At 72.2% G+C, this 22,276-nt stretch carries 21 protein-coding genes and 1 pseudogene; 17 read left to right on the top strand and 5 right to left on the bottom strand.

Going from position 1 to position 22,276, the window contains the following annotated elements; translation table 11 throughout:
• The first annotated feature begins 75 nt into the window (after positions 1-75).
• From OH768_RS10145 to OH768_RS10135, 3 genes are read left to right on the top strand one after another with little or no spacing between them, the layout of a single operon-like run.
• Positions 76-750 (top strand): DUF4232 domain-containing protein, encoded by a 675-nt coding sequence (locus OH768_RS10145; RefSeq protein ID WP_406452225.1) that lies wholly within the window; start codon positions 76-78, stop codon positions 748-750.
• A gap of 41 nt (positions 751-791) precedes the next feature.
• Positions 792-1,151, top strand: a complete 360-nt coding sequence (locus tag OH768_RS10140) for a hypothetical protein (protein ID WP_406452223.1) — start codon at positions 792-794, stop codon at positions 1,149-1,151.
• Positions 1,152-1,208: 57 nt separating this feature from the next.
• Positions 1,209-2,129, top strand: coding sequence for a trypsin-like serine peptidase (locus tag OH768_RS10135; protein WP_406452221.1), 921 nt, complete (start codon positions 1,209-1,211; stop codon positions 2,127-2,129).
• Positions 2,130-2,274: 145 nt separating this feature from the next.
• Here OH768_RS10135 and OH768_RS10130 read toward each other — a convergent pair.
• Both OH768_RS10130 and OH768_RS10125 read right to left on the bottom strand, forming a co-directional pair.
• Positions 2,275-2,613, bottom strand: a pseudogene (locus OH768_RS10130) (response regulator transcription factor); the annotation flags it as partial.
• A gap of 28 nt (positions 2,614-2,641) precedes the next feature.
• On the bottom strand, positions 2,642-3,796 hold the full coding sequence (locus OH768_RS10125) for a Gfo/Idh/MocA family protein (RefSeq protein WP_406452219.1): 1,155 nt from the start codon (positions 3,794-3,796) through the stop codon (positions 2,642-2,644).
• Positions 3,797-3,916: 120 nt separating this feature from the next.
• On the opposite strand from OH768_RS10125, the gene OH768_RS10120 reads away from it, so the two are divergent.
• The 7 genes from OH768_RS10120 to OH768_RS10090 all read left to right on the top strand — a co-directional run bounded on the left by OH768_RS10120 (position 3,917) and on the right by OH768_RS10090 (position 10,615).
• Positions 3,917-4,921, top strand: a complete 1,005-nt coding sequence (locus OH768_RS10120) for a LacI family DNA-binding transcriptional regulator (protein WP_406452217.1) — start codon at positions 3,917-3,919, stop codon at positions 4,919-4,921.
• Positions 4,922-4,946: 25 nt separating this feature from the next.
• Positions 4,947-5,423, top strand: a complete 477-nt coding sequence (locus tag OH768_RS10115; protein WP_406452215.1) for a membrane dipeptidase — start codon at positions 4,947-4,949, stop codon at positions 5,421-5,423.
• Positions 5,420-6,769 (top strand): MATE family efflux transporter, encoded by a 1,350-nt coding sequence (locus OH768_RS10110; protein ID WP_406452213.1) that lies wholly within the window; start codon positions 5,420-5,422, stop codon positions 6,767-6,769. The genes OH768_RS10115 and OH768_RS10110 overlap by 4 nt, the downstream gene beginning before the upstream one ends.
• A 96-nt stretch (positions 6,770-6,865) precedes the next feature.
• The gene (locus OH768_RS10105; RefSeq protein WP_406452211.1) at positions 6,866-7,834 is read left to right on the top strand and encodes an RNA polymerase sigma factor; all 969 of its coding nucleotides are present in this window, start codon (positions 6,866-6,868) and stop codon (positions 7,832-7,834) included.
• A gap of 85 nt (positions 7,835-7,919) precedes the next feature.
• On the top strand, positions 7,920-8,822 hold the full coding sequence (locus OH768_RS10100) for an alpha/beta fold hydrolase (RefSeq protein WP_406452209.1): 903 nt from the start codon (positions 7,920-7,922) through the stop codon (positions 8,820-8,822).
• An 83-nt stretch (positions 8,823-8,905) separates the two neighbouring features.
• Complete coding sequence (locus tag OH768_RS10095) at positions 8,906-9,595, top strand: alpha/beta fold hydrolase (protein ID WP_406452207.1); 690 nt, start codon at positions 8,906-8,908, stop codon at positions 9,593-9,595.
• A gap of 159 nt (positions 9,596-9,754) precedes the next feature.
• Positions 9,755-10,615 carry a GNAT family N-acetyltransferase gene (locus tag OH768_RS10090; RefSeq protein ID WP_406452205.1) on the top strand — a complete coding sequence of 287 codons (861 nt, stop codon included), beginning with the start codon at positions 9,755-9,757 and terminating at the stop codon, positions 10,613-10,615.
• 10 nt (positions 10,616-10,625) lie between these two features.
• Here OH768_RS10090 and OH768_RS10085 read toward each other — a convergent pair whose 3' ends face one another.
• On the bottom strand, positions 10,626-13,409 hold the full coding sequence (locus OH768_RS10085; protein ID WP_406452203.1) for an AAA family ATPase: 2,784 nt from the start codon (positions 13,407-13,409) through the stop codon (positions 10,626-10,628).
• Between the two features lie 172 nt (positions 13,410-13,581).
• On the opposite strand from OH768_RS10085, the gene OH768_RS10080 reads away from it, so the two are divergent.
• Positions 13,582-14,553 (top strand): AraC family transcriptional regulator, encoded by a 972-nt coding sequence (locus OH768_RS10080; RefSeq protein WP_406452201.1) that lies wholly within the window; start codon positions 13,582-13,584, stop codon positions 14,551-14,553.
• 9 nt (positions 14,554-14,562) lie between these two features.
• Here OH768_RS10080 and OH768_RS10075 read toward each other — a convergent pair whose 3' ends face one another.
• Entirely contained in the window at positions 14,563-15,540 is a 978-nt protein-coding gene (locus tag OH768_RS10075) for a phosphotriesterase (protein WP_406452199.1), read from the bottom strand.
• A 303-nt stretch (positions 15,541-15,843) separates the two neighbouring features.
• On the opposite strand from OH768_RS10075, the gene OH768_RS10070 reads away from it, so the two are divergent.
• A complete protein-coding gene (locus OH768_RS10070) occupies positions 15,844-16,365 on the top strand; it encodes a hypothetical protein (protein WP_406452197.1) in 522 nt (173 codons plus the stop codon).
• On the top strand, positions 16,362-16,856 hold the full coding sequence (locus OH768_RS10065; RefSeq protein WP_406452195.1) for a glycosyl hydrolase: 495 nt from the start codon (positions 16,362-16,364) through the stop codon (positions 16,854-16,856). Before OH768_RS10070 ends, OH768_RS10065 begins: the two co-directional genes overlap by 4 nt.
• A 66-nt stretch (positions 16,857-16,922) precedes the next feature.
• On the opposite strand, the gene OH768_RS10060 is transcribed toward OH768_RS10065, so the two are convergent.
• Positions 16,923-18,035 carry an arabinogalactan endo-beta-1,4-galactanase gene (locus OH768_RS10060; protein WP_406452193.1) on the bottom strand — a complete coding sequence of 371 codons (1,113 nt, stop codon included), beginning with the start codon at positions 18,033-18,035 and terminating at the stop codon, positions 16,923-16,925.
• Between the two features lie 299 nt (positions 18,036-18,334).
• Between OH768_RS10060 and OH768_RS10055 the strand changes: the two genes are divergently transcribed.
• The 4 genes from OH768_RS10055 (at position 18,335) to OH768_RS10040 (ending at position 22,245) form a co-directional block, all read left to right on the top strand.
• Entirely contained in the window at positions 18,335-19,270 is a 936-nt protein-coding gene (locus OH768_RS10055) for an ABC transporter ATP-binding protein (protein WP_406452191.1), read from the top strand.
• Positions 19,267-20,112, top strand: coding sequence for an ABC transporter permease (locus OH768_RS10050; protein ID WP_406452189.1), 846 nt, complete (start codon positions 19,267-19,269; stop codon positions 20,110-20,112). The genes OH768_RS10055 and OH768_RS10050 overlap by 4 nt, the downstream gene beginning before the upstream one ends.
• 127 nt (positions 20,113-20,239) lie before the next feature.
• Positions 20,240-21,556: a sensor histidine kinase gene (locus tag OH768_RS10045; RefSeq protein ID WP_406452187.1), complete on the top strand. Its 1,317-nt coding sequence runs from the start codon at positions 20,240-20,242 to the stop codon at positions 21,554-21,556.
• Positions 21,553-22,245 carry a response regulator gene (locus tag OH768_RS10040; RefSeq protein WP_406452185.1) on the top strand — a complete coding sequence of 231 codons (693 nt, stop codon included), beginning with the start codon at positions 21,553-21,555 and terminating at the stop codon, positions 22,243-22,245. The genes OH768_RS10045 and OH768_RS10040 overlap by 4 nt, the downstream gene beginning before the upstream one ends.
• The last annotated feature ends 31 nt before the right edge of the window (positions 22,246-22,276 follow it).

Raw genomic sequence — 22,276 nt, 5'->3', positions numbered from 1 at the left:
CTGCGGTTGTTCGACAGCGCGACCACCACGAACCGGGTGGCTCGCCTTCAGCGCCGCACCAGGGGGAACCTGACCATGTCCACCACGATCTTCCGCCGCCGTACGGCCCTCCTCGCCGCCGGCCTCGCCGCGACCGCCTCGCTCGCACTGACCGCCTGCGGAACCGAGCAGGCCGCGAAGGACCGGTCCAACCCGGCCGCCGCCGACAGCGGCGCCTCCGCCACCGCGACGCCCGGGACGTCCGGGACGGACACCGGGGCCGCGGCCACCGGTACGGACACGGCTGTGACGGTCGCCACGTCCGGCCGCGGCGGCAATTCCTCGGCCGGCGTCACCTGCACCGGCACCAACACCAAGACCACCGCGCAGACGGTGACGCGCCCGGTGAACCATCTGCTGCTGACCATCACCAACACCGGGTCCACGTCCTGCTACCTGTACGGCTACCCGGCCCTGCGCTTCCAGGACGCCCAGGTCCTGCCCCCGGTGGTCGACGACTCGAAGCCGCAGGCGGTCACCACGCTCCGCCCCGGACAGTCGGGCTACGCGGGGGTGAACCTCTCCGGCGCCGACGGCAGCGGCTCCGGCGGCTACACCGCGAAGACGCTCGCGGTGATCCTCCAGAACCGCGCGCTCGACTTCGTGGGCTCCGGCGTCGACGTCCCGCTGCCCCGCAAGGGCGTCCACATCGACAGCTCGCTGCGCACCACCTACTGGCTGGACGACCCCCAGGACGCCATCAACTGGTAGCCCGCGCCGGACAGTTCCGCACCGCACAGAAAGGACGAGGTGTGTCCAGCAGAGCGAACGACGTGGTTCGGCGGCTCGATCCCGGGGCGCCCGCGCACGAGTACTTCGAGGTGGTGTGGCGCACCTCGTCCGACGGCGCGTTCAAGAGAGCGGGCCTGCTCGCCTGGGAGATCATCGGCATCGCGGTCGGCCTGCACTCCGCCGACGAGGTACAGCCGATCGGCATCGACATCCGCGTGCACCAGGGCCCGCCGGTCGCGGGATTCGCCTACGGCGAGGACCGCGAACTGGCGCGCCGGCACACCGCGTTGGTGGAACGCCGGCTCTGGGACAGCACCGTGGGCGAGTTCCTGACGTTTCTCCGCGAGACGGCTGCGGCTCCTACCGCCCGAACCATCTGAACCACCTGACCATCTGAACCACCGACCCATCTGAACCACCCGAGGAGACATTCCCCCATGTTCGACAGCTCCCTTTCCGGGAACCGGCGCCCCGTCCGCCGGGCCACGGCGCTCGCCGCCGCCGGTGCGGCCCTCGCGCTCGCCGTGCCGGTCTCGGCGACGGCCGTGCCCGGTGCGGCCCGCGCCGCCGCCCCCGACCCGGTGTCCTCCTTCGGGTTCACCGCCCAGGAACGCAAGGACGCCCTCGCCTACTGGACACCGGCCCGGATCAAGGCCGTAGGGAAGTCCGTGGACCTCGGGCCGACCGGGCCCAAGACCAAGACATGGACCGGTCCACAGCTGAAGACCGTGGGGCGGCTCTTCATGGTCAACGCCGCAGGGGCCGACACCTGGTGCACGGCCACCGCCGTGACGAGCGCCAACCGGTCCGTCGTGATGACCGCGGGGCACTGCGTCCGGCGTGCCGCCTCGCCCGTCAACACCAACATGTCGATGGTGTTCGTCCCGGCCTACAGCAAGGGCAGGCAGCCGTACGGCGCCTTCGCGGTCCGTACCGTCCTGACGCCGCGGACCTTCGCCGAGGAGGGCACGAACGACGTGGCCGCGATGGTCGTCGACGCGGACAGGAGCGGTCGTAGGCTCACGGACGTCGTGGGTGGAACGCCGATCGCCTTCAACCGCGCGGTCGGCGGGAAGATCTCGTCCTTCGGCTACCCCGCCACCCACCCGCAGCTCGGCGAGGAACTCCTGCGCTGCGTCGGTACGGAGAAGAAGGAGAACGGCCAGCAGATGATCCCCTGCGACATGACCGGCGGCTCCAGCGGCGGACCCTGGCTGGCCGGGTTCGACGAGGCCACCGGGAAGGGCACCCTCGTCTCGGTCAACAGCGGGCTGGACGGCTTCAGGCCGACCAAGATGTACGGCGAGATCCTGGGCGCCACCGCCAGGGCGATGTACGAGCGGGCCGGGCGCGGCTGACCACCGGTGTCCGAGGGCTGCCCCCGCCGACAGGGGGCAGCCCCAGGTGAGTACCGCCAGGGGAGGTGCGGTGACGGGCGCCTTGCCATGACAGCCGTGGGGTTGACCAACACTGCCGGCGCCCGCGACGTCCCGTTCCCCTGGCCTACGCCGTCGAGGTGCCCTCCGTCTGTGCCGGGGCCAGGATCTCGGTACGGGAGGTGATCCCCAGCTTGGCGAGGATGTGCTCCACGTGGGCGTCCACGGTGCGTTTGGAGATGACGAGCCGTTCGGCGATCTCCCGGTTGGACAGGCCCCGGGTCACGAGCGCGGCGACCTCGCGTTCCCGGCGGGTGAGGGGATCGGCCGGTCGGCCGTCCGCGGTGCCGGGGCGGGCCGCGGGCACACCGGGCGGCTCGTCGGCGTCCGCCCTTACGGCGTCCAGGAGTTCGCGGCCCGACATGCGGGCTCCCGCCTCCCGCCACCGCTCGTACGAGTGTGCGCCCCTCACGCGGGCTCACCCTGGTGCCGCTCTATGCCGGGCTCGCCCAGCCGCCGCTCTCGACGGAGCGCACCATGGCGTCCAGTACCGCCGCGCTGCGCACCGCGTCCGGCAGCGTGGCGCCGTAGGGCTTGCCCTCGGCGACGGAGCGCAGGAAGCGGTACGCCTCGATGACCTTGAGGTCGTCGTAGCCCATGGCGTTGGCCGCGCCGGGCTGGAACGCGCCGAACTCGCCGTCGCCCGGGCCGACATACACCGTGGTGACGGGCTGGTCCTGGTACGTGGTGCCGCGGCTGACCGCCAGTTCGTTCATCCGGCGGAAGTCCCAGAACACCGCGCCCTTGGTGCCGTGCACCTCGAAGCCGTAGTTGTTCTGCTCGCCGACCGAGACCCGGCAGGCCTCCAGGACACCCCGGGCGCCGGAGGCGAAGCGCAGCAGGCAGCTGACGTAGTCCTCGTTCTCCACGGGCCCCAACTCGCCGCCGGTGGCCAGCGCGTGGCCTGCCGTCGCGCCGGTGGGGCGGGCCCGCTGCGGGAGGAAGATCGCGGTGTCGGCGGCGAGGGAGGTGATGTCGCCGAGCAGGTGGCGGGCCAGGTCGGCGCCGTGCGAGGCCAGGTCGCCGAGGACTCCGTGGCCGCCGCGCTCCAGCTCGTAGCGCCAGGTCAGGGCGCCGTCCGGGTGGGCCGCGTAGTCGCTGAAGAGGCGGACGCGGATGTGGGTGACCGTGCCCAGCTCGCCGGAGGCGATCAGGTCGCGGGCGGCCTCCACGGCGGGCGCGTTGCGGTAGTTGAAGCCGACCGCGCCCTGGACGCCCGCCTTGGTGACGGCGTCGGAGACGGCGGAGGCGTCCGCCGTCGACAGGCCCACCGGCTTCTCGATCCAGATGTGCTTGCCCGCCTCGGCCATCGCGACGCCGATCTCGCGGTGCAGGAAGTTCGGCGCGGTGATGCTCACCGCCTGCACGCGCGGGTCGGCGACCACCTCGCGCCAGTCGCGGGTGGTGGAGGCGAAGCCGAACTGCTCGGCGGCCTGCTCGGCCCGCCCGGGCACGTCCTCGGCGACCGACACGAGCTGCGGCCGCACTGTCAGCTGCGGAAAGTGGTGCGGGACGCGGGCGTACGCCTGGGTGTGCACCCGCCCCATCCATCCGAAGCCCACGACGGCTACACCGAGCGAGGTCACCATGACTGCCCTTCTTTGGACCGGTCCAGAAGCTGTTCCCGCCACCCTGAAACGCGTACGTCCTTATGTCAATACCTTTAGATGCCTTTGACAGCCGGCCGGAGCGCATGGAACGGTCCAACCATGAGAGCACCGACCATTCGTGATGTCGCCGAACACGCCGGTGTGTCGAAGTCCCTGGTCTCCCTGGTGCTGCGCGGCTCCGAGCAGGTCCGGCCCGAGAAACGGCAGGCCGTGCTGGCCGCCGTCGAGGAACTCGGCTACCGCCCGAACGCCGCCGCCCGCAGCCTCAGCGAGCGCCGCACCCGCTCGGTCGGCGTCCTCCTCAACGACCTGCGCAACCCCTGGTTCGTGGAACTCCTCGACGGCCTGGGCTCCCGCCTCCACGAACGCGGCCTGCACATGCTCCTCGCCGACGGCCGCCTCAACCGGCGCCTCGACGACGACCTCTCCCGCACCTTCACGGAACTGCGCGTCGACGGACTCGTCGCGGTCGGCACCCTCCCCGCCACGGACGAGCTGCGCGCCGCCGCCGGCCACATCCCCACCGTGGTCGCCGGCGCCCGCGAGCCGGTGCTGCCGCACGTCGACGTCGTCGCGGGCGACGACGCGCACGGCGCGCGCCTGGCCACCGAGCACCTCGTCGATCTCGGCCACCGCCGCATCGCCCACATCGCCGGACAGGGTGTCGTCGGCGAACTGCGCCGCACCGCCTTCGAGACGGTCGTGCGCGAACACGGCCTGACCGACCTCGCGACGGTCGAACAGGGCGACCTCACCGAGGAGGGCGGCTACCGCGCCATGGTCCGGCTGCTCAACGCCCCCGAACCGCCGACCGCGGTCTTCGCCTTCAACGACATCGCCTGCGTCGGCGCCCTGTCGGCGGCCGAGGAGTCGGGACTGCGGGTGCCGCGCGACCTCTCCCTCGTCGGCTACGACAACACCTACCTGGCGCGGCTGCGACACCTGTGGCTCACCACCGTCGACAACGCCAGTCACGACATCGGCCGCCGCGCCGCGCAGCACCTCCTGGACCGGATGGCCGACCCCGCCCGCCCGGGCGAGACCGTGCTCTCCCCGCCGACCCTCCAGGTGCGCGGCACCACGGGACCGCCCTCGACGCCGTAGCCCCGGCGCGGGCATGATCGGCACGGTGCCGAACGGAACCCCACCGCCCGACCGCCCGCCCATGCTCTGGGAGGGGCACTGCTGTCTGCCGCTGGAGCGCCAAGCCGACGTCGGCGAACCGGACCGCTACCGCGGAGCGGGCGGCGGTTTGGTCTCGGTGAACGTCGGCTACGCGCCGCACGGCACCGACGACGTCACCAACCTCGTGGCGAGCCGGCGGGAGCGGATCGCCGCGGACGACCGGCTGCGACTGGTCGCGACCGTCGGCGGCTGCCTCGACGCGGTCGACGAGGGACTCACCGGCTACGGGCGGGCGCTGGTACGGGAGTTGAACGACGCCGGCATGGTGGCGGACGGCTCGCACTGCGGTGCCCGTACGGCCTCGACCTGTGCGAAGTGTCCCAACTCCCCGTCGTCTGCAGCCATTCCGGCATGCGCGCTGTGGCAGCGGGCAACTGACCTGCACAGCAAGGCGGTTGGGTGGCAGGATGGGGGCCCGTGAGCGAGCGCAGCGCATTCATGACCATCGCCCGGGCCGCCGCACCGCTGTATGTGACCATGCTCGCCTCCTCGGCCGGCTCGCTCGTCGACACCGCGCTGCTGGGCCGGCACGCCACCGTGTCGCTGGCCGCGTTCGCCGTGACGATCGCGGTGTTCGGCCCGGCCACCGCCACCGTGGCGGGCGCGTTGCGCGGGGTGATGCCGTTCGTCGCACCGCACCGGGACGACCCGGAGGGACTGCTGCCGCTGGTGCGCGCCGGGATGTGGCTGGCGTTCGCCGTGGGCGGGGTCTGCGCGGCGGCGGTCGCGGCGGTGCCGCTGCTCGGCGGGGCGTTCGGTGTCCCGGACGGCATCCTCGGCCAACTGGGCCTGTTTCCCTGGATGTTGGCGGGCAGCGTGCTGCTGATCGCCGTGAACGCCTCGGCCTCGTCCGTCCTGGTCGCGCTCGGGCGGTCGGCGCAGGTGATGCGGTCCGGGCTCGTGGGCACCGCCGTGTCCGTGACGCTGTCGGTGCTGCTGGTCGGCGGACCGGGACCGCTGCCCAGCTTCGGACTGACCGGGGCAGGGCTGGCCATGCTCGCCTCCAGCCTGGTCGCGGCCGGTCTCAACCAGTACGCGCTGCGCCGCCGTACGGTGCTCACCGGCCGCCCGATCCGGCCCGGGCGGCCCGATCCGCGCCAGGTGCTGCGGCTGGCCCGGGTCGGTCTGCCGCTCGGCGCCACCGTGCTGGTGAAGTTCTCCGTGCTGGGCGTGCTGACCTTCGCCGCCGCCCGCATCGGCACCGACAGCGCCGCCGTGCACAGCGTCGCCGAGTCCCTGGTGAACGTCGTCTTCACCGCCGCGGTGGCGGTCGGCCAAGCCACGGTGCCGCTGATCGCCGGCTACGCCGAGGAGCGCGACCTCGCCCGCATACGGCGCAGTGTGGACGCCGGGTTCGCGGTCGCCCTGAGCGCGGTCGTCTTCCTCGGTGCCGTCCTGGTCGTACTGCGCGGCCCGGTGATCGACCGGTTCACGAGGAGCCCGGACCTCGCCGGCCAGGTCGTACATCTGCTCCCGTTGGTCCTGGCGGTGGTGGTCGGCGACGCCCTGCAGGCCGTGGCGGGCTTCGGAGTCGTCGGGCTGCGGCGCACCGTGCCGAGCCTGGTGTCCACGGCGGTGTGGTTCGGCGTGCTGGCGGCGCTGGCCGTCCCGATCGCCGACGCCACCGGCCTGCGGGGCCTGTGGACCGCGCTGGCCTGCGCGAACCTGCTCCAGGCCGGCACCAAGTTCGTCTCCTTCCGGCGGCACAGCGCCCGCGTCGTGGCCGCGTCCGCCCCGGCGCCCGTCCGGGACCTGACGGAGGCCTGACCACGGACCGGCCCGGCCGGACCACCCGCGATGTGACGTCAGGAGGCGCGCCCATTACGTTCGTGGGGACGACGGGAACGCCGGAAGAGGAACAGCATGAGCAGCCGCAACACGGGCGAGATCACGCGCGTCGAGGACGCGGCGCTCACCCTGGCCGCGCAGGCCGGTGACGTCGCCGCCCTGGGGCTGCTGCTGGAGCGGCACCGGGCCGGGATGCGGGCGGTCGCGGTGAGTGTGCTCGGGCCGGGGCCCGACGTCGACGACGTGCTGCAGGACGCGGCGCTGACCGCACTGCGGCGGGTCGGGGACGTGCGCGACCCGGAGGCCGTGGGGCCGTGGCTGCGGATGATCGTGCGCAACACCGCCCGCTCGCTGCTGCGGGGCACCGTCGACCACCGGCCGCTCGACGACCACCACGTGCCCGCCACCGAGTCCGGCCCGGAACGGTGGCTGGCGCACCACACGATGCGTGACTGGATCTGGGAGGCCATCGAGCAACTGTCGCCCGCGCTCCGACTGCCGCTGGTGCTGCGGCACTTCAGCGTCGGCGTCACGTCGTACGAGCGCATAGCGGAGGCCTGCGGGGTCCCCGTCGGCACCGTCCGCAGCCGGCTCAGCCAGGGCCGGGCCAGGCTCGCGCTGGCCCTCGCCGCCACGGCGGACGCCCCGCACGGCGACGCCGGCCGCCGCACCCGCGCCAGCCGCGTCGAAGCGCGGGAGACCCTGGAGGCCGCCGAGCGCGGACACTTCGGCAAGCTGGTCACCGAGCGCTGGTCGCCGGAGGCCGCGCTGGTCCGCGGGAATCAACCGGTGGGCGGCAGAAGCCTGTTGGTGCGCGGAATGGAGTGCGACCTGGAGGCCGGCGTACGGCAGCACCTCGCGCACGCCGTGGCCGGCCGGTCGCTCGTCGTCTGGGAGATGGACATCAGCAACCCCGACGACGACCCCGAGCACTGCCCGCCCGCCGTGGCCTGGCTGATGAGCCTGGACGGCGCCGGACGGGTGCACCGGCTGCGCCTCGTCCACCCCCGGCCGGTGGCGATTCCGCACTCCCTGCTGGTGTGACGGGCATCACTCGATCCGTTTCGAACTTCGCCCTGTCTCCCGCGTCCTGTCCGTGTCATCCACACATGCCGGACAAGGAGATCCCATGAGCACCACCCCTTCGACCGACCCGCTCGCCACCGGGACGCACACCGTCGAGATCGACGGAGTCACACAGCGCTACCACGTCCACGGGACCGGTCCCGTGTGCGTCGCGCACTCCGGCGGACCCGGCATCTTCTGGGAGTACCTGCGCATGCCCGCGCTGGAGGAGCACCTCACGGTCGTCTACCCGGAGCCCGTCGGTACCGGCGCCTCCGGCCGGCTGCCCACCCACCCGCACGGCTACACCCGGGCCCGCTACAGCCGCTTCCTCACCGGACTGATCGACCACCTCGGCGTCCCCGAGGTGCACCTGCTCGGGCACTCGCACGGCGGTTTCGTCGCCCAGTACCACGCGCTCCACCACCCCGACCGCATCGCCGGCGTGATCCTCTACGAGAGCGCGCCGGTGACCGGTCCCGAGCACGGCGCCGAGGCCGTGCGCCTGGTGCAGGAGTTCGCCGCCCGGCACTCCGACAACCCCGGGCTCCCCGAGGTCGTGGAGGCGTTCCAGAACATCCCCACCATCTCCGACGACGCGCAGATGACCGCCGTCGCCCGCGGGATCTTCCCCGCGTACTTCGCCGAATTCTGGGGCCGGGAGGCGGAGTTCGGTCCCGCGCGGGCCGCGGTGACCGGCACCTACATCTCCGGCCTGGACGAGGACCTCACTCCGGACGTCGTCGACGACCGTGCCGCGCTCGGCTCGCTCACCGTGCCGACCCTCGTCCTCGTCGGCCGCCACGATGTCATCTGCGGGGTGCGCTGGGCCGAGGAACTCCACGAACTGATCCCGGGTTCGGAGCTGGTCGTCCTGGAGAACAGCGGGCACTTCGGGCACCTGGAGGAACCGGAGGCCTTCGCGAAGGCGGTGACGGCGTTCGTCGAGGCCGCTGCCAGCAACTAGGTCATTTGGTCGAAGCCCCGGCGGACGGCCCGCCCTAGCGTGGAGCTGTCCGGAGGGTTACCCGAGAAACAAGGAGCAACGGCATGAGTGCCGTCAAGAACATCGTTCTCGTGCACGGCGGATTCGTCGACGGTTCCGGATGGCAGTCCGTGCACCGCCTGCTCACCCAGGACGGATACCGCGTCAGCGTCGTACAGAACCCGACCCTGTCCCTCGAGGGCGACGTCGCGGTCACCCACCGCGCCCTCGACGCCCTGGACGGTCCGGCGGTGCTCGTCGGCCACTCCTACGGCGGCGCCGTGATCACCGAGGCCGGCCGTCACGACAAGGTGGCCGCGCTCGCCTACATCGCGGCCTTCGCGCCGGACAAGGACGAGTCGGTCGGCACCCTGGTCGCCGACCCGGCGCCCGGCGCGCCCGTGCCGCCGATCCTGCCGCCCCAGGACGGCTTCCTGTTCCTGGACCGGGACAAGTTCGCCGCGTCGTTCGCGGGCGACCTGCCGGCCGAGGACGCCGCGTTCCTGGCCGACGCCCAGGTGCCGTGGGGTCTGGACGCGCTGGGCGGCACGATCACCGAGCCCGCCTGGCGGACCAAGCCCAGCTGGTACCTCGTGGCGACCGACGACCACATGATCCCGCCGCCGGTCCAGCACCAGATGGCCGAGCGCGCCGGCGCCACCGTGGCCGAGGCCGCCGGCAGCCACGCCATCTACGTCTCCCAGGCGGAGGCGGTCGCGGAACTGATCAAGCAGGCCGCTGCCGACCGGGGCTGACCGCGTTCCCGGGCCGGGTCACCGAGGCCGAGGCCTGGCACGGCATTCCCTCCGACACCAGCTGACCACCTGTCAACTCCCCCCGACAGCCCGCCTGTTCCCCGCAGGCGGGCTGCCCGCGTGCCCTCCCGGGGGACCACCCGAGAAAGAAGCAGCACCTTGACGACCGTCGTCCAGCCGTCCGTCGCCGAGCAGTCCGAGGCGGAAGCCCTCTACCGATTCCAGACGGAGACCCCCGAGCCCGTCCGCACCGCGCTCGGCATGAGCGCCACCCGGATCGGCGGCGGGGTGGTGCTGTCGATGCGCAACGACAGCACCCACTTCTGGAGCAAGGCCCTCGGCTTCGGGGTCACCGCCCCCGTGACCGCCCAACTGGTCGCGGAGATCTGCGACTTCTACCGCGCCGAGCGCACCCCGCAGGCCGTCCTGCAGATCGCGCCCGCCTTCCTGCCCGAGGACTGGCCGGAGATCTGCGCGCGGGAGGGCATCGTCCGCGACCCGTCCTGGGTCAAGCTCGTCTGCCCGACCGACGAGGCCGTCGCCCGCGCCGACACCCTGGACAAGCCCGACGGCATCCGGGTCGCCCCGACGGCCGCCGAAGACGCCCTGGAATGGGGCACGGTGATGATGCGGGCCTTCGGCACACCGGTCGAGCACTACGCCGAGATGGCCGCCTCTACCGTGACCCGGCTGGGCTGGCATCCCTACGGTGCCTGGCTGGACGGCGAGTTGGTCGGCACCGGCACCCTGCTCGTCCGCGGCGAGACGGCGCAGATGTTCGCCGGCGCCGTACTGCCCCACGCGCGCGGTCGCGGCGGCCAGACCGCCCTGCTCGCCGCCCGGGCCCGCGCGGCACGGAAGCTCGGCTGCCGGATCCTCGTCGCCGAGACGGGCGCCGAACAGCCCGGCACCCACAACACCTCCCTGCACAACATGTTCCGCCTCGGCTTCGAGATCGCCTACGAACGCCCCAACTGGCGCTGGCACTTGAACCCCGGCGAGAGCCCGGCCGGGCACTGAGCCGACGACGTCACGGAACCGGGCCGGTCAGCGCGTCGCGCAGGCCGCCCCGGGAGGTGACGTTCAACTTCCTGAAGACGCTGCGGAGATGGGCGGCCACCGTGCGCGGGGACAGGAAGAGCCGCGCGGCGATCTGCTTGTTCGTCAGTCCCGTGGCGGCCAGCCGGGCCGTCCGGCGCTCCTGCGGGGTCAGCAGCGCGTGCGGGTCCCGGCCGTCGGACACGACCGGTCCGACGGGGATCCCGCTCGCCCGCAGCTCGTCGGCGGCGCGCGCACTCCACGGGACGGCGCCCAGCCGGTCGAACGTGGCGAGCGCGGCCTCCAGGTGGGTGCGGGCCGCGACGCCCGCCTTGGCGCGGCGCAGCCGCTCGCCGTAGGCCAGGCAGATCCGGGCCCAGTCGAACGGCCAGCGTTCGGCGCCGGGCGCGGCGATCGCCGCCTCGAACAGGTCGTGGTCGACGAAGTCCGCGACGGCCATCGCCTCGGCGGCGTCCGTCAGCATCGCCAGCCGGGGCGAGATCGACGGGATGTCCGTCTTGCGGACCGCTGCGACGTGCGCCGCCGCCTCCTCGTACCGGTCGGTGCGGACCGCGGCCTCGGTGAAGTCCGGCAGCAGCCACAGGGCGTGCGGCATGAACCGCGGCACCTCGCCCGGGGTGCCGAGCGCCCGCAGCAGCCGGTAGGCAGTGTCGAAGTCCGCGTCACCGAGCGCCGACAGGGCCCGGATGTGCGAGGCGTAGACGCGCAGCGCGCCGAGCCCCCGGGGATTGCCCCAGGACACCAGCCGGTCCGCGATCCCGCGCGCGGTGTCGCCGTCCCCGCGCGCCGCTGCCACAACTCCCTGGAGGAAGTGGCCCGTCGAGGCCGTCAGGCGGTAGTCGTACGTCTCGCACCAGCGCAGGCTCTCCGCGGTGACCGCCAGCAGGTCGTCCCACTGGCCGCCGGTCCAGGCGTCGTTGGCCAGCAGGAACTGCGCCTGGATCGCCAGCGTCACCGCCCCGCCGTCCCGGCCGTCCTCGGCGATCCGGCGCAGCGCGCCCCGGCAGCCCGGCAGCCGGTCGACGTAGGAGGAGGCGAGCGCGATCCCGAAGACCCGTACGGGGTCGGTCTGTTGGTGCAGTCCGGCGACGAGGTCGTCGAGGCGGTCGAGGACGGCCGGCGCGCCGTGGGCCGGATCGCCGAAGGCGCCCAGGATCACCGGCAGCAGCCGGCCCGAGGAGGGCGGGCGGCGGCGGGCCACGACGGTGTCGAAGGAGCTCCACAGTTCGGGCCGGCCGCCGTAGAAGCACACCATCAGAAGGGTGTTGAGGGCTTCGCGGAGGATGTCCTCGTCCGTGTCCCCGGGCCGGACGTGGGTGTCGATGGCGCCGACGAGCAGCCGGTGGGCCGTGTCCACGTCGCCCTCGCCGTTGAGGAGTTGACTGGCCGCGGCGGTGGCGGCGGCCAGCGAGTCGGTGCCGGACGGGTCGGCGTGGTCGGCGTTGTCCAGCAGCGCGCGCACATTGCGGAGGTCACCGGTGATGTTGGCGCCCAGACAGGCCGCCTCCGCCAGCCGGCGTGCCTTCGCCGTTCCGTCGGCGCTCAACTCCGAGGCGCGCAGCAGGATGTTGATGGCGCCGACGGCGTCACCGCGGCGCAGCGTGCCGTAGGCCACGTCGTGCAGCAGGGCGGCGACCCGGTCGTCGGGGCCGATCGCCGCGTCGGCGAGGTGCCGGGCCCGGTGCTCGGATCCTTCGGGGAGTTCGGCGGCGAGCGCCTGATGTGCCCACCGGCGTTCCCCGCTGGTCGACAGGTCCAGGACCGCGGAGCGGGTGAGCGGGTGCCGGAATCCCAGCAGGCCCGTGACCGCGTCGACCTGGACGAGCCCGGCGCGCTCGGCGGGGGACAGCGCGGCCAGCGGGTCCGGACCGCCCAGGGCCCGCTGCAGGACGTGCAGTTCACCCGAGCCGTCGAGCACGGCGAGCAGCAGCAGTTTCCGGGTCGGGGCCGGGAGCGCGGCGACCCGGGTGGAGAAGATGCCCTTGAGGCGCTCGGTCAGCGGCAGCACGGCCGGCAGGGTGGAACGTGCCGTGTGCTGGAGGTCGTTGAGGGGGACCGGCAGTTCCAGCAGGGCCAGGGGGTTGCCGCGGGCCTCCGCGATCAGCCGGCGGCGGACCCGGGCCGCCATGGCGGGGAACCGCTCGGCGACCAGTTCGTCCGCCGAGGTGTTGTCGAGCGGCCGGACCTCGTGCTCGGGTATCCCGATGTTGCTCAGGAAGGACGCGTCCCCGGTCCGGGAGGCGCCCAGTACGGCGAGGTGCCCGGTGTGCGGGGAGTGGGCGAGGGTGCCCAGGACCGTGGCGCTGGACCGGTCCACCCAGGCCGCGTCGTCGACGATCAGTGCGAGCGGAGCGGCCCCGGTGGCGACGTGTGCCACGAGGGCGTGCACTGCGTTCGCGATGGCGAGGAGTTCGGTGGGCTGTTCCTCGGACAGTCCGCGGACCGCCTGGAGGGTCTCCGCCTGCCGGGCGGGCAGCGCGGGAATCGCGTCCGCGAGGGCTTGCAGCAGCTGGTTCAGGGCCGAGAAGCCGACCCCCTGCTGGAAGGAGCAGCCGGTCACCCGCAGCACCCGGAAGCCGGCCCCGGCCGCGCGGGGCGCCGCGGCGTCCAGCAGCGCGCTCTTGCCCACCCCGGGCTCCCCGGTCAGCATCAGCGCGGCGCCGCCCGCCCCGACGGAGTCGAAGTGCCGGTCGATCAAAGCCAGTTCGGCCGAGCGTCCGACGAGGACCACAGGTGCGGGGAATGCCGATGCCATGACGCCTCCCGTAGGGGTAGGGCGGAAACAGGAACACGGGGCGTGACACGGACAAGATGGGGGACCGGTCCAAAAGTTCGACCCGGACCGGGTGAACTGGATCACAGAGGTGGGAGCGCGGTGCGCTTCTCTGTCTCGGGCATCGTCATTTTTTGGCCGGATAGGATGAGGTGTGTCTTCCTGGAGCCAAGCTCTGACCGTCTCCTCCGCGAGCGCCTGGGACGAGGTCTTCACCGGTCTGCACGGCGCGAGCCGCATCAGAGTGCCGGACCGCCGCGCCCCGTGGACCGGGCACCTGGAGTGGCAGCGGTCGAAGACCTACGGTCTCGCCCTGTGCTCCGGCGGAGAGGAAGTGGTCGACCGGGACAACCGGCACATCCGCACCGATCCCCGCGACACCCACGAACTCCTCGTCCCGCTGGCCGGATCGGCCTGGCTGGAGCAGGGCGCCGCGTCCGGTGAGATCGGCCCCGGCGCCATGGCGCTGTGCGACATCGACCGGCCGCTGACATTCGCGCACGACGCCGGTCTCCGCAGCATTTCCCTGATCGTGTCCGGCCGGCACCTCTCCGCCCGCAGCGCGGGCGCGGCCCGAGGACCGCATCTGCTCGACGGTGCCCGCGGACTCGGCCGGATCGTCCGGGAGTTGACCACCACCCTGCACGAGGAGCGCGAGCACCTCTCCGAGACGAGTTTCGACCTCGCCTGCGACCGGCTCCTCGACCTGGTGTGCCTGGCCGCCGAGGGCGGCACCGACTCGGCGCCCACCGGACAGCGGGCGACGGTGGAGGCCGCGATCCGGCGCCACGTCCGCGAGCACGCCTGCGACCGGGACCTGGACGTCGCCGGCATCGCGCGGGCGCTCGGCTGGTCGGCGCGCTACGTCCAGCAGGTGCTGCAGGCCGCGGGCACGACCTCCCGCGACCTGATCCGCCGCGAACGGCTGAACGTCGCCCGCGCCCGGCTGGCGAGCGGGAGTTGGACCACGTACTCGATCGCCGAGATCGCCCACGCCAGCGGCTTCGGCAGCCACGCCTCCTTCGCCACCGCGTTCCGCGCCGAGTTCGGCACCACCCCGCGCGAAGTCAGGCGCGGCGCCCACGAGTTGTCCGGCGCGGACGCGGGCCCCGCCGCACAGCCGTAGGCCGCGGCCCTAGGCGCCGGCCGGTGTGAAGTACCGGCGCGGATTGTCGACCAGCATGGTGGTGAGCTGGGCCTCGGTGACGCCGGCGGCGCGCAGCGCCGGGAGCACCTGGTCGTGGAGGTGGGTGTGGTGCCAGTTCGGCGCGATCTGCTCCCGTACGCCCGGCGGGAACCAGTCGATGTGGCAGGACGCGTCGTGCGACAGCACCATCCGCTCGGCGAGGCCCTCCCGTGCGAGCGCGGCGACGGTCGCCACCCGCTCGTCCTCGGGCAGCAGGATGTCGAGGCCGAACCGGTCCATTCCGACGTACGAGCCGTTGTCGACGAGTTCGTGCAGATAGTCCAGGTCGGCGGTGTCGCCGCTGTGCCCGATGACGACCGCGCCGAGATCCACGCCCTCCTCGCGCAGTACCCGCTGCGCGACAAGTCCCGTACGGGCGGCGGCACTTGTGTGCACCGTGATCGGGGCACCGGTCCGCAGCTGCGCCTGCGCCACCGCGCGCATCACCCGCTCCACGCCCGGCGTGAGCTCGTTCTCGATGGCGCACTTGAGGAACGCGGCCCGGACGCCGGTGTCCGCGATGCCCTCGGTGAGTTCCCGGACGAACAGCTCGGTCATGCCCTCGGGGCCGCCGAGGACCGTGCCCGGGCCGTGGTAGCGGTAGAAGTCGGGGATGTCGGCCAGCGTGTAAATGCCGGTCGCCGCAACGATGTTGAGGTCGACCTGCGCGTTGACCCGGGCGACGCGCGCCACGTTGCGGCCGAGTCCGATGACGGTGGGGTCGACGAGTGTGGTGACGCCGGTCGCGGCGAGGGCCTTCAGCCGGGTCACCGCGTCGTCGACGCGCTCCTGCTCGTCCCAGGTCTCCGGGAGGCTCTGCCGGAGTTCCTCACTGACGACGAAGACGTGCTCGTGCATCAGGACGGTGCCGAGGTCGCCCACCGCCACGGGGCCGCGGACGGTCTGCACCTGGGGGTTCGAGGTCATGCTCATCCTTTGTCGCCGGTCCGGACACCGGTGCCGGTGACCGCTCGCCACCACGTTCCGCACCGGTTCCGCATGCTTGGACCCGACTCTGCCAAGCACCCACCGACATGGTCTTTCGCCCCGGCGCGCAGTCCTTTCGCGTGGGCGTGCGGTCGCGCCGCACCACCTCGCTCCGGGCGCACCGGTCATGTCGTGAATAGCGTGCTACGTCATCCTCTGCCCCGCGCTGGTACGTTGCTCGGGCGTCGGAGCCGTCCGCCGCCCAACGCACCCGGGAAGAAGGAGAAGAAGGAGAGGCGTCCAGTGGCCCCGCGCGGGACGCGCCGCAGCCTGCCGGCCCTGTTCACCGCCGCCCTCGCACTCGTCCTGCCGGCCGGACCGGCCTGCGTGCCGGGCGGCGAGCCCCCGCCCCGGCCCGTGCGGGCGGCCCCCGCGCACGAGTCCGGTCCGCCGACGGCCTACGGCGCCTACGTCGGCTACGGCCCCGAAGCCGTCCGCCGGGTCGCGGAGTTCGGCGCCCGGCTCGGCCGGCCCGAACCCCGCGTCGGCCACGCGTATCTGCCCGGCGACACCTGGACCGGCATCGAGGGCGCCGCCGGAGACCTGGACCAGTGGGCCCAGTGGCGCCGGGCCCGCCAGGACCGCCTGCTGGTCCTCAACGTCCCGATGCTGGACCGCAACGAGGCCCACCTGCCCGACGACGTGGTCCGCACCGAGCCGGGGGAGGGGGCGGGCGGACGCTACGACGACCACTTCCGCACGCTTGCCCGGCGACTGGTCCAACTCGGCGCCCCGACACGGAGATCGTCCTCGGCTGGGAGATGAACGGCACCACCCACACCCATCGCTGCGCGCCCGACCCCACGTCCTGGAAGCGCTACTGGACGCGCATCGTCGCCGCGATGCGGTCCGTCCCCGGCCGGCGTTTCCACTTCGACTTCACCCCGAACCGCGGCCACGACGCGATCCCCTGGACCGACCGCTACCCCGGCGACGCCTACGTCGACGTCATCGGCATGGACGCCTACGACGCTCCCCGGGGCCTGCTCTTCACCGGCCAACTGACCGAACCGTACGGCCTGTTGGCACAGGCCGACTTCGCCCGCACCCACCACAAGCCCCTCGCCTACCCCGAGTGGGGCCTGTTCGACAACGGCGACAATCCCGCCTACGTGCGCTCCATGCTCACCTGGATGGCAGGACAGCACCCGCTCCACCGGACCATCGGCGACTACTGCCCGCACGGAGTGTGGCGCTGCCGCGCCAACCCCAAGCCGGCGTCCGTATACCGTGCCCTGACGGATCATCAGTCCTGAACGCGGAGAACGGCACCGCCCGGGGAAGCGGGCGATGCCGTTCATGGGCCGTATCGAACTACCCTGCTACGGCGTCCACTTCACGTTCGGATTGACCTGGCCGGTCCAGTTGAAGATCGCCATGTTGTCCCAACCGTCCCCGCTGGTCGCGATGTTGGCCGGGTCCCAGCCGTTGCCAGTGACCGCGTACCAGGTCGGCTCCCAGTAGAAGACACCGATCGCGCCCGCGCTGCGCGCCGTGTTCTGCACGGCGGTGAACTCCGCGCCCTGCCCCGCCCAGGTGAGCGGATAGCCCGAGCAGCCCGAGGTGACCGAGTTCGCCGTACTGTCCGCGTCGGACGAGGTGAACGGATAGGCCGTCTCCGCGATGACGACGTCCTTGCCGTAGCGGGACTTCATGTCCGAGACGACGCTGCCCATGTTGGCCAGCGTGCCGTGCCACATGCAGTAGTACGACAGCCCGGTGATGTCCCAGTTGACGCCCTGCGCCTTGATGCCGTCGTAGAACCAGCGGGCGTTGGAGTCGCTGTCCGCGTCGGCGGTGTGGATGATCACCTGGGTGGAGCTGTTGCACGCCTTGGTCGCGTTGTAGCCCGACTTCAGCAGCAGGCCGAGGTTGGTGAAGCTGTTGTTGACGACCTTGCCGTCGTCCCACAGCATGCCGACGTTGATCTCGTTGCCGATCTGCACGCTGTCCGGGGTGGTGCCCTGGGACTTGAGGCTGTTGCAGACGTCGTAGGTGTAGTTGTAGACGTCGGTCTGCAGCGCGCCGATGCCGTGGCTCGACCAGGCCGCCGGTTTGTACTGCTTGCCCGGGTCGGCCCAGGTGTCGGAGTAGTGGAAGTCGATCAGCAGCTTGAGGCCCTTGGCCTTGACCTGCTTCGCGTAGGCCAGCACCTTCGCCTTGTTGTTGTAGCCGCTGGCGGGGTTGTTCCAGATCCGCAGGCGTACGTAGTTGACGCCGGCGCCCTTGAGGATGTCGAGGGGGTCCTTGGCGGTCCCGCTGGAGTCGTAGTACTTGGCGCCGAGATCGATCGCGCGCTGTGCGGACGAGACGTCGGCGCCGAGCATCGTGAGCGAGTTCGCGGCGGCGGCGTCGGTGGGGGTGAGCATCGCCGCCGGCAGGGCGACTGCGGCCAGCAGCAAGGCGGCCTTCACTATGCGGCCCGGGATTTTCACGGGGTACCCGACCTCCTTGGGTCGACTGACATGCGCATGCGGGTTGGGTTCTGAGAACGTTCACAGTAAGAGAGGTAACAGGCACTGTAAATATGTGTGACGGTTGTATTTCCCGCAGTTGGTGGGCGTGACGTCCGTGCGAATGGAGTGGGAACGTACACAACACGCAGCACACGGTGGTACTGCGGTACTACGCCCGCCCCCGCAACGGCCCCTCGGTACGACGGGTTCTGGGCCCCGCCCTCCTAGTGTTGCCGGTGTCCAGTCGGGGCAGTGGCACGTGAGCGTGAGGGATGGCGATGATCGAGGCGCAACAGCTGACGAAGCGGTACGGGGAGAAGACGGCGGTCGACCGGCTGGACTTCGTCGTCAAGCCGGGCACGGTCACCGGGTTCCTTGGCCCGAACGGTGCCGGGAAGTCCACCACGATGCGCATGATCGTCGGCCTGGACGCGCCCACCGCCGGCACCGTCACGGTCAACGGCAGGCCCTACGCCGAGCACACCGCGCCCCTCCAGGAGGTCGGCGCGCTCCTGGAGGCCAAGTCGGTCCACCCGGGCCGCTCCGCGTTCGACCACCTGATGGCGCAGGCCTACACGCACGGCATCCCGCGCCGCCGCGTCGACGAGGTCATCGAACTGACCGGCCTCCAGTCGGTGGCCAAGAAGCGGGCCGGGGCCTTCTCCCTCGGCATGGGGCAGCGGCTCGGCATCGCCGCCGCGCTGCTCGGCGACCCGGCGACCGTGATGCTCGACGAACCGGTCAACGGTCTCGACCCCGAAGGCGTGTTGTGGATCCGCAACCTGCTGACCGGGCTCGCCGCGGACGGCCGTACCGTCTTCGTCTCCTCGCACCTGATGACCGAGATGGCGCTGGTCGCCGACCACCTGATCATCGTCGGACGGGGGCGGCTGCTGGCCGACACCACCGTGCGGGACCTGGTCCGCACGGCCGGCGGCGACACCGTCACCGTGGCCTCCGAGCAGCCCGCCCGGCTGCGCGAGGTCCTCGCCGGTCCCGGCGTGGAGATCACCGGCGAGGTCGGCTCCGAGGAACTGCACGTCACGGGGCTGACCGCGCGCGCCATCGGCATCAGGGCCGCCGAGCACCGCATCCCGCTCTTCGAACTCAGCGCGCGGACCGTCTCCCTGGAGCAGGCGTTCATGGACCTGACCCGGGACGCCGTCGAGTACCACGGCACCACCAGCGTCGAGACCCCCGGGAGGGCCGCGTGAGCACCGCCACCGCGACCGACAGCGCCGCACCCGCAGCCGTACGGCCGGCCCGTCCGCCGTACAAGGTCACCGGGCGCCGGGTACTGCGCTCCGAGTGGGCCAAGCTGTGGTCCCTGCGCTCCACCTGGATCACCCTGGGCCTCGGCCTGCTGTTCCTGATCGCGTTCGGCCTGATCTCCGCCGCGCACTACAAGTCCGAGTACGGCTCGGGCAATCTGCGGCCGGACGACGCAAACGCCACCGCGCTCGGCATCTCCCTCTTCGGCACGAACTTCGCGCAGCTCGCCCTCGGCGTGCTGGGCGTCCTGGTCACCGCGGGCGAGTACTCGACCGGCATGATCCGCTCCACGCTGGCCGCCGTACCGCGCCGCCTGCCGGTGCTGTGGTCCAAGGCCGCCGTGTTCGGCGTCGTCGCGCTCGGTGTCTCCCTCGTCGGGGTGTTCGTCGCGTTCCCGATCGTCAGCGGCATCGTCTCCGGCACCCCCGCGGCCCTCACGTTCTCCCACTCCGGAGTCGTCCGCAGCCTGCTCGGCGCCGGTCTCTACCTCGGCCTGGTCGGCGTGATCGGCGCCGCGCTGGGCGCGCTGCTGCGCTCGGTCGCCGGTGGCATCTCGGTGCTGGTCGCCTCGCTGATGCTGGTGCCCGGACTGATCTCGCTGCTGCCCAGCTCCTGGCAGGACAACATCAGCCCCTATCTGCCGAGCAACGCGGGCGAGGCGATGTTCTCGCTGACCCACGACTCGACGACCCTCTCGCCCGGTGCCGGACTCCTGGTCTTCCTCGGCTGGACGGCGCTCGCGCTGGGCGGCGCCGCGTACCGGCTGGTCCGCACCGACGCCTGAGACCGGTTCCCCCCGCGGCCACGGCGCGGCATCCGGCCTGTTCACGGGGCGGGTGCCGCGCCGACGCTCCGGCGGGAGAGCCGCACAATGGACAGGTGACCTCCATGAACCCGGACCAGTGACACCGATGAGCCCCGACGACCCTGCCCACGCGCCGTTCGGTGAGGCGGACCTCCCGTGGAGCCACCCCGTGGCCGGCGGCCTGTCCCGGTTCGGACGGCGGATCAAGCAGGGCGACCGCAGACATCCCTGGGTGCTGGACACGGCCCTGATCGTCGTGGTCGCGCTGATGTTCTGCCTGCCGGACCTGGTGGACGACCACGACGGCCGGCGGCGCGGCTTCGACAACAGTTTCATCCATCTGCCCTGGCCGGCGACCGTCGCCCTGCAGGCTGGTCTGGTGCTGCCGCTGCTGTGGCGGCGTCGCAGGCCGACCCTGGCCTTCGCGCTGATCGCCGCGGTGTTCTTCGTCCAGGCCGGGCTGGGGGTCTGGCTGCGCGCCGACGTCGCCCTGCTCATCTCCCTCTACAGTCTGGTCCTGCACGGGCAGCTGCGGCGGCTGCCCGTCGCCTGCGCCGTGACCCTCGCCGCCCTGGGACTGTTCGCCCTCCGGCTGCCGTCCCAAGTCCCGTTCCTGGACGCCCTGTTCGTCCTGTTCAGCACGATAACCGCGGCCGTCGCGCTCGGCTTCGTCGTCCGCATCCGACGCGCCCAGCTCGCCGTACTGCGCGACCGCGCCGCGCGCCTGGAGATCGAGCGCGACCAGCGCAGCAAGCTCGCCGCCGCCGCCGAACGCACCCGCGTGGCACGGGAGATGCACGACATCATCGGCCACAACCTCTCCGTCATCATCACCCTCGCCGACGGCGGCGCCTACGCCACCGACCTCGCCCCCGAACGCGGCAAGCAGGCCCTGCTCCTCATCGGCGACACCGGCCGCCAGGCGCTCGGCGAACTCCGGCGCATGCTGGGCGTGTTGCGTGTGCAGAGCCCCACCCCGGACGCCCCCGAACTCAGCCCCCAGCCGGGTGTCGCCGACCTCGACGCCCTGTGCGCCCGGATCCGCGCGGCCGGCCCACAGGTCGTGTACCGCACCGGCGGCGATCCGGCCGCCCTGGACCGAGGGGTCCAGCTCACCGTGTACCGCGTCGTGCAGGAGGCCCTCACCAACGCCCTCAAGCACGCCGGCCACGACACCCGCGTCGAGCTGACGGTGAACGTCGAGGACACCCGCGTGCACATCGACTGCCACGACACCGGCCCCAGCACGGCCGGCACCGGACCCGCACCGAGCCACGACGAAGGACACGGACTCGCCGGTATGAGAGAACGCGCCGCCCTCTACCACGGCACCGTCACCGCCGGCCCCGCCCCCGGCGGCGGCTGGACGGTACGGGCCACCCTCGACCTCACCCCGCTCGACGCGATCGGGGGAGCGGCATGACGACCGTGCTCATCGTGGACGACCAGCCCCTCCAACGCCTCGGATTCCGCATGCTGTTGGAGGCCAACCCCGACACCGAGGTGGTCGGCGAGGCCGGGCACGGCGGCGAGGCGGTACGGATGGCCGCCGAACTGCGCCCCGACGTGATCCTCATGGACGTACGGATGCCCGGCATGGACGGCATCGAGGCCACCCGCCGGGTCGTCGCGGCCGGCGACCGCTCCCGCGTCCTCATCCTCACCACCTTCGACCTCGACGAATACGCCCACGAGGCACTGCGCGCGGGAGCCAGCGGCTTCCTCCTGAAGGACGCCCACCCCGAGGAACTCCTCGCCGGTATCCGCGCGGTGGCCTCCGGCGACGCCGTCATCGCCCCCGCCCTCACCCGCCGCCTGCTCGACGCCTACGCCCAGCACCTGCCGAAACACTCACCGGAAGGTCCTACGGCGGCTCCGGCGACGGACGACCCCCGTATCCGCTCCCTCACCGAGCGCGAGCGCGAGATCCTGCTCGCCATCGGCCAGGGCTGGACCAACGGCGAGATCGCCGAGCGACTCTTCGTCTCCGAGTCCACGGTGAAGACCCATGTCGGCCGCGTCCTGGGGAAGGTCGGCGCCCGCGACCGCATCCAGGCCGTGATCCTGGCCTACGATCTCGGCCTCGCCCGCCCCAACGCCTCCGATCAGTAGGCGAGTTGAGCGTGCGGATCGCGAAAGCTCA

It is taken from the genome of Streptomyces sp. NBC_01622 (genome assembly GCF_045209635.1).
Lineage (GTDB): Bacteria > Actinomycetota > Actinomycetes > Streptomycetales > Streptomycetaceae > Streptomyces.
The sequence above is the reverse complement of the archived record's forward strand: the minus strand, read 5'-3'. Positions and strand labels throughout refer to the sequence as shown.

Coding starts and splice junctions, on each gene's coding strand:
- OH768_RS10145 (WP_406452225.1), top strand. CDS start 76: ATGTCCACCACGATCTTCCGCCGCCGTACGGCCCTCCTCGCCGCCGGC.
- OH768_RS10135 (WP_406452221.1), top strand. CDS start 1,209: ATGTTCGACAGCTCCCTTTCCGGGAACCGGCGCCCCGTCCGCCGGGCC.
- OH768_RS10125 (WP_406452219.1), bottom strand. CDS start 3,796: ATGGTGACCTCGCTCGGTGTAGCCGTCGTGGGCTTCGGATGGATGGGG.
- OH768_RS10120 (WP_406452217.1), top strand. CDS start 3,917: ATGAGAGCACCGACCATTCGTGATGTCGCCGAACACGCCGGTGTGTCG.
- OH768_RS10105 (WP_406452211.1), top strand. CDS start 6,866: ATGAGCAGCCGCAACACGGGCGAGATCACGCGCGTCGAGGACGCGGCG.
- OH768_RS10100 (WP_406452209.1), top strand. CDS start 7,920: ATGAGCACCACCCCTTCGACCGACCCGCTCGCCACCGGGACGCACACC.
- OH768_RS10095 (WP_406452207.1), top strand. CDS start 8,906: ATGAGTGCCGTCAAGAACATCGTTCTCGTGCACGGCGGATTCGTCGAC.
- OH768_RS10085 (WP_406452203.1), bottom strand. CDS start 13,409: ATGGCATCGGCATTCCCCGCACCTGTGGTCCTCGTCGGACGCTCGGCC.
- OH768_RS10075 (WP_406452199.1), bottom strand. CDS start 15,540: ATGACCTCGAACCCCCAGGTGCAGACCGTCCGCGGCCCCGTGGCGGTG.
- OH768_RS10065 (WP_406452195.1), top strand. CDS start 16,362: ATGAACGGCACCACCCACACCCATCGCTGCGCGCCCGACCCCACGTCC.
- OH768_RS10055 (WP_406452191.1), top strand. CDS start 18,335: ATGATCGAGGCGCAACAGCTGACGAAGCGGTACGGGGAGAAGACGGCG.
- OH768_RS10045 (WP_406452187.1), top strand. CDS start 20,240: ATGAGCCCCGACGACCCTGCCCACGCGCCGTTCGGTGAGGCGGACCTC.
- OH768_RS10040 (WP_406452185.1), top strand. CDS start 21,553: ATGACGACCGTGCTCATCGTGGACGACCAGCCCCTCCAACGCCTCGGA.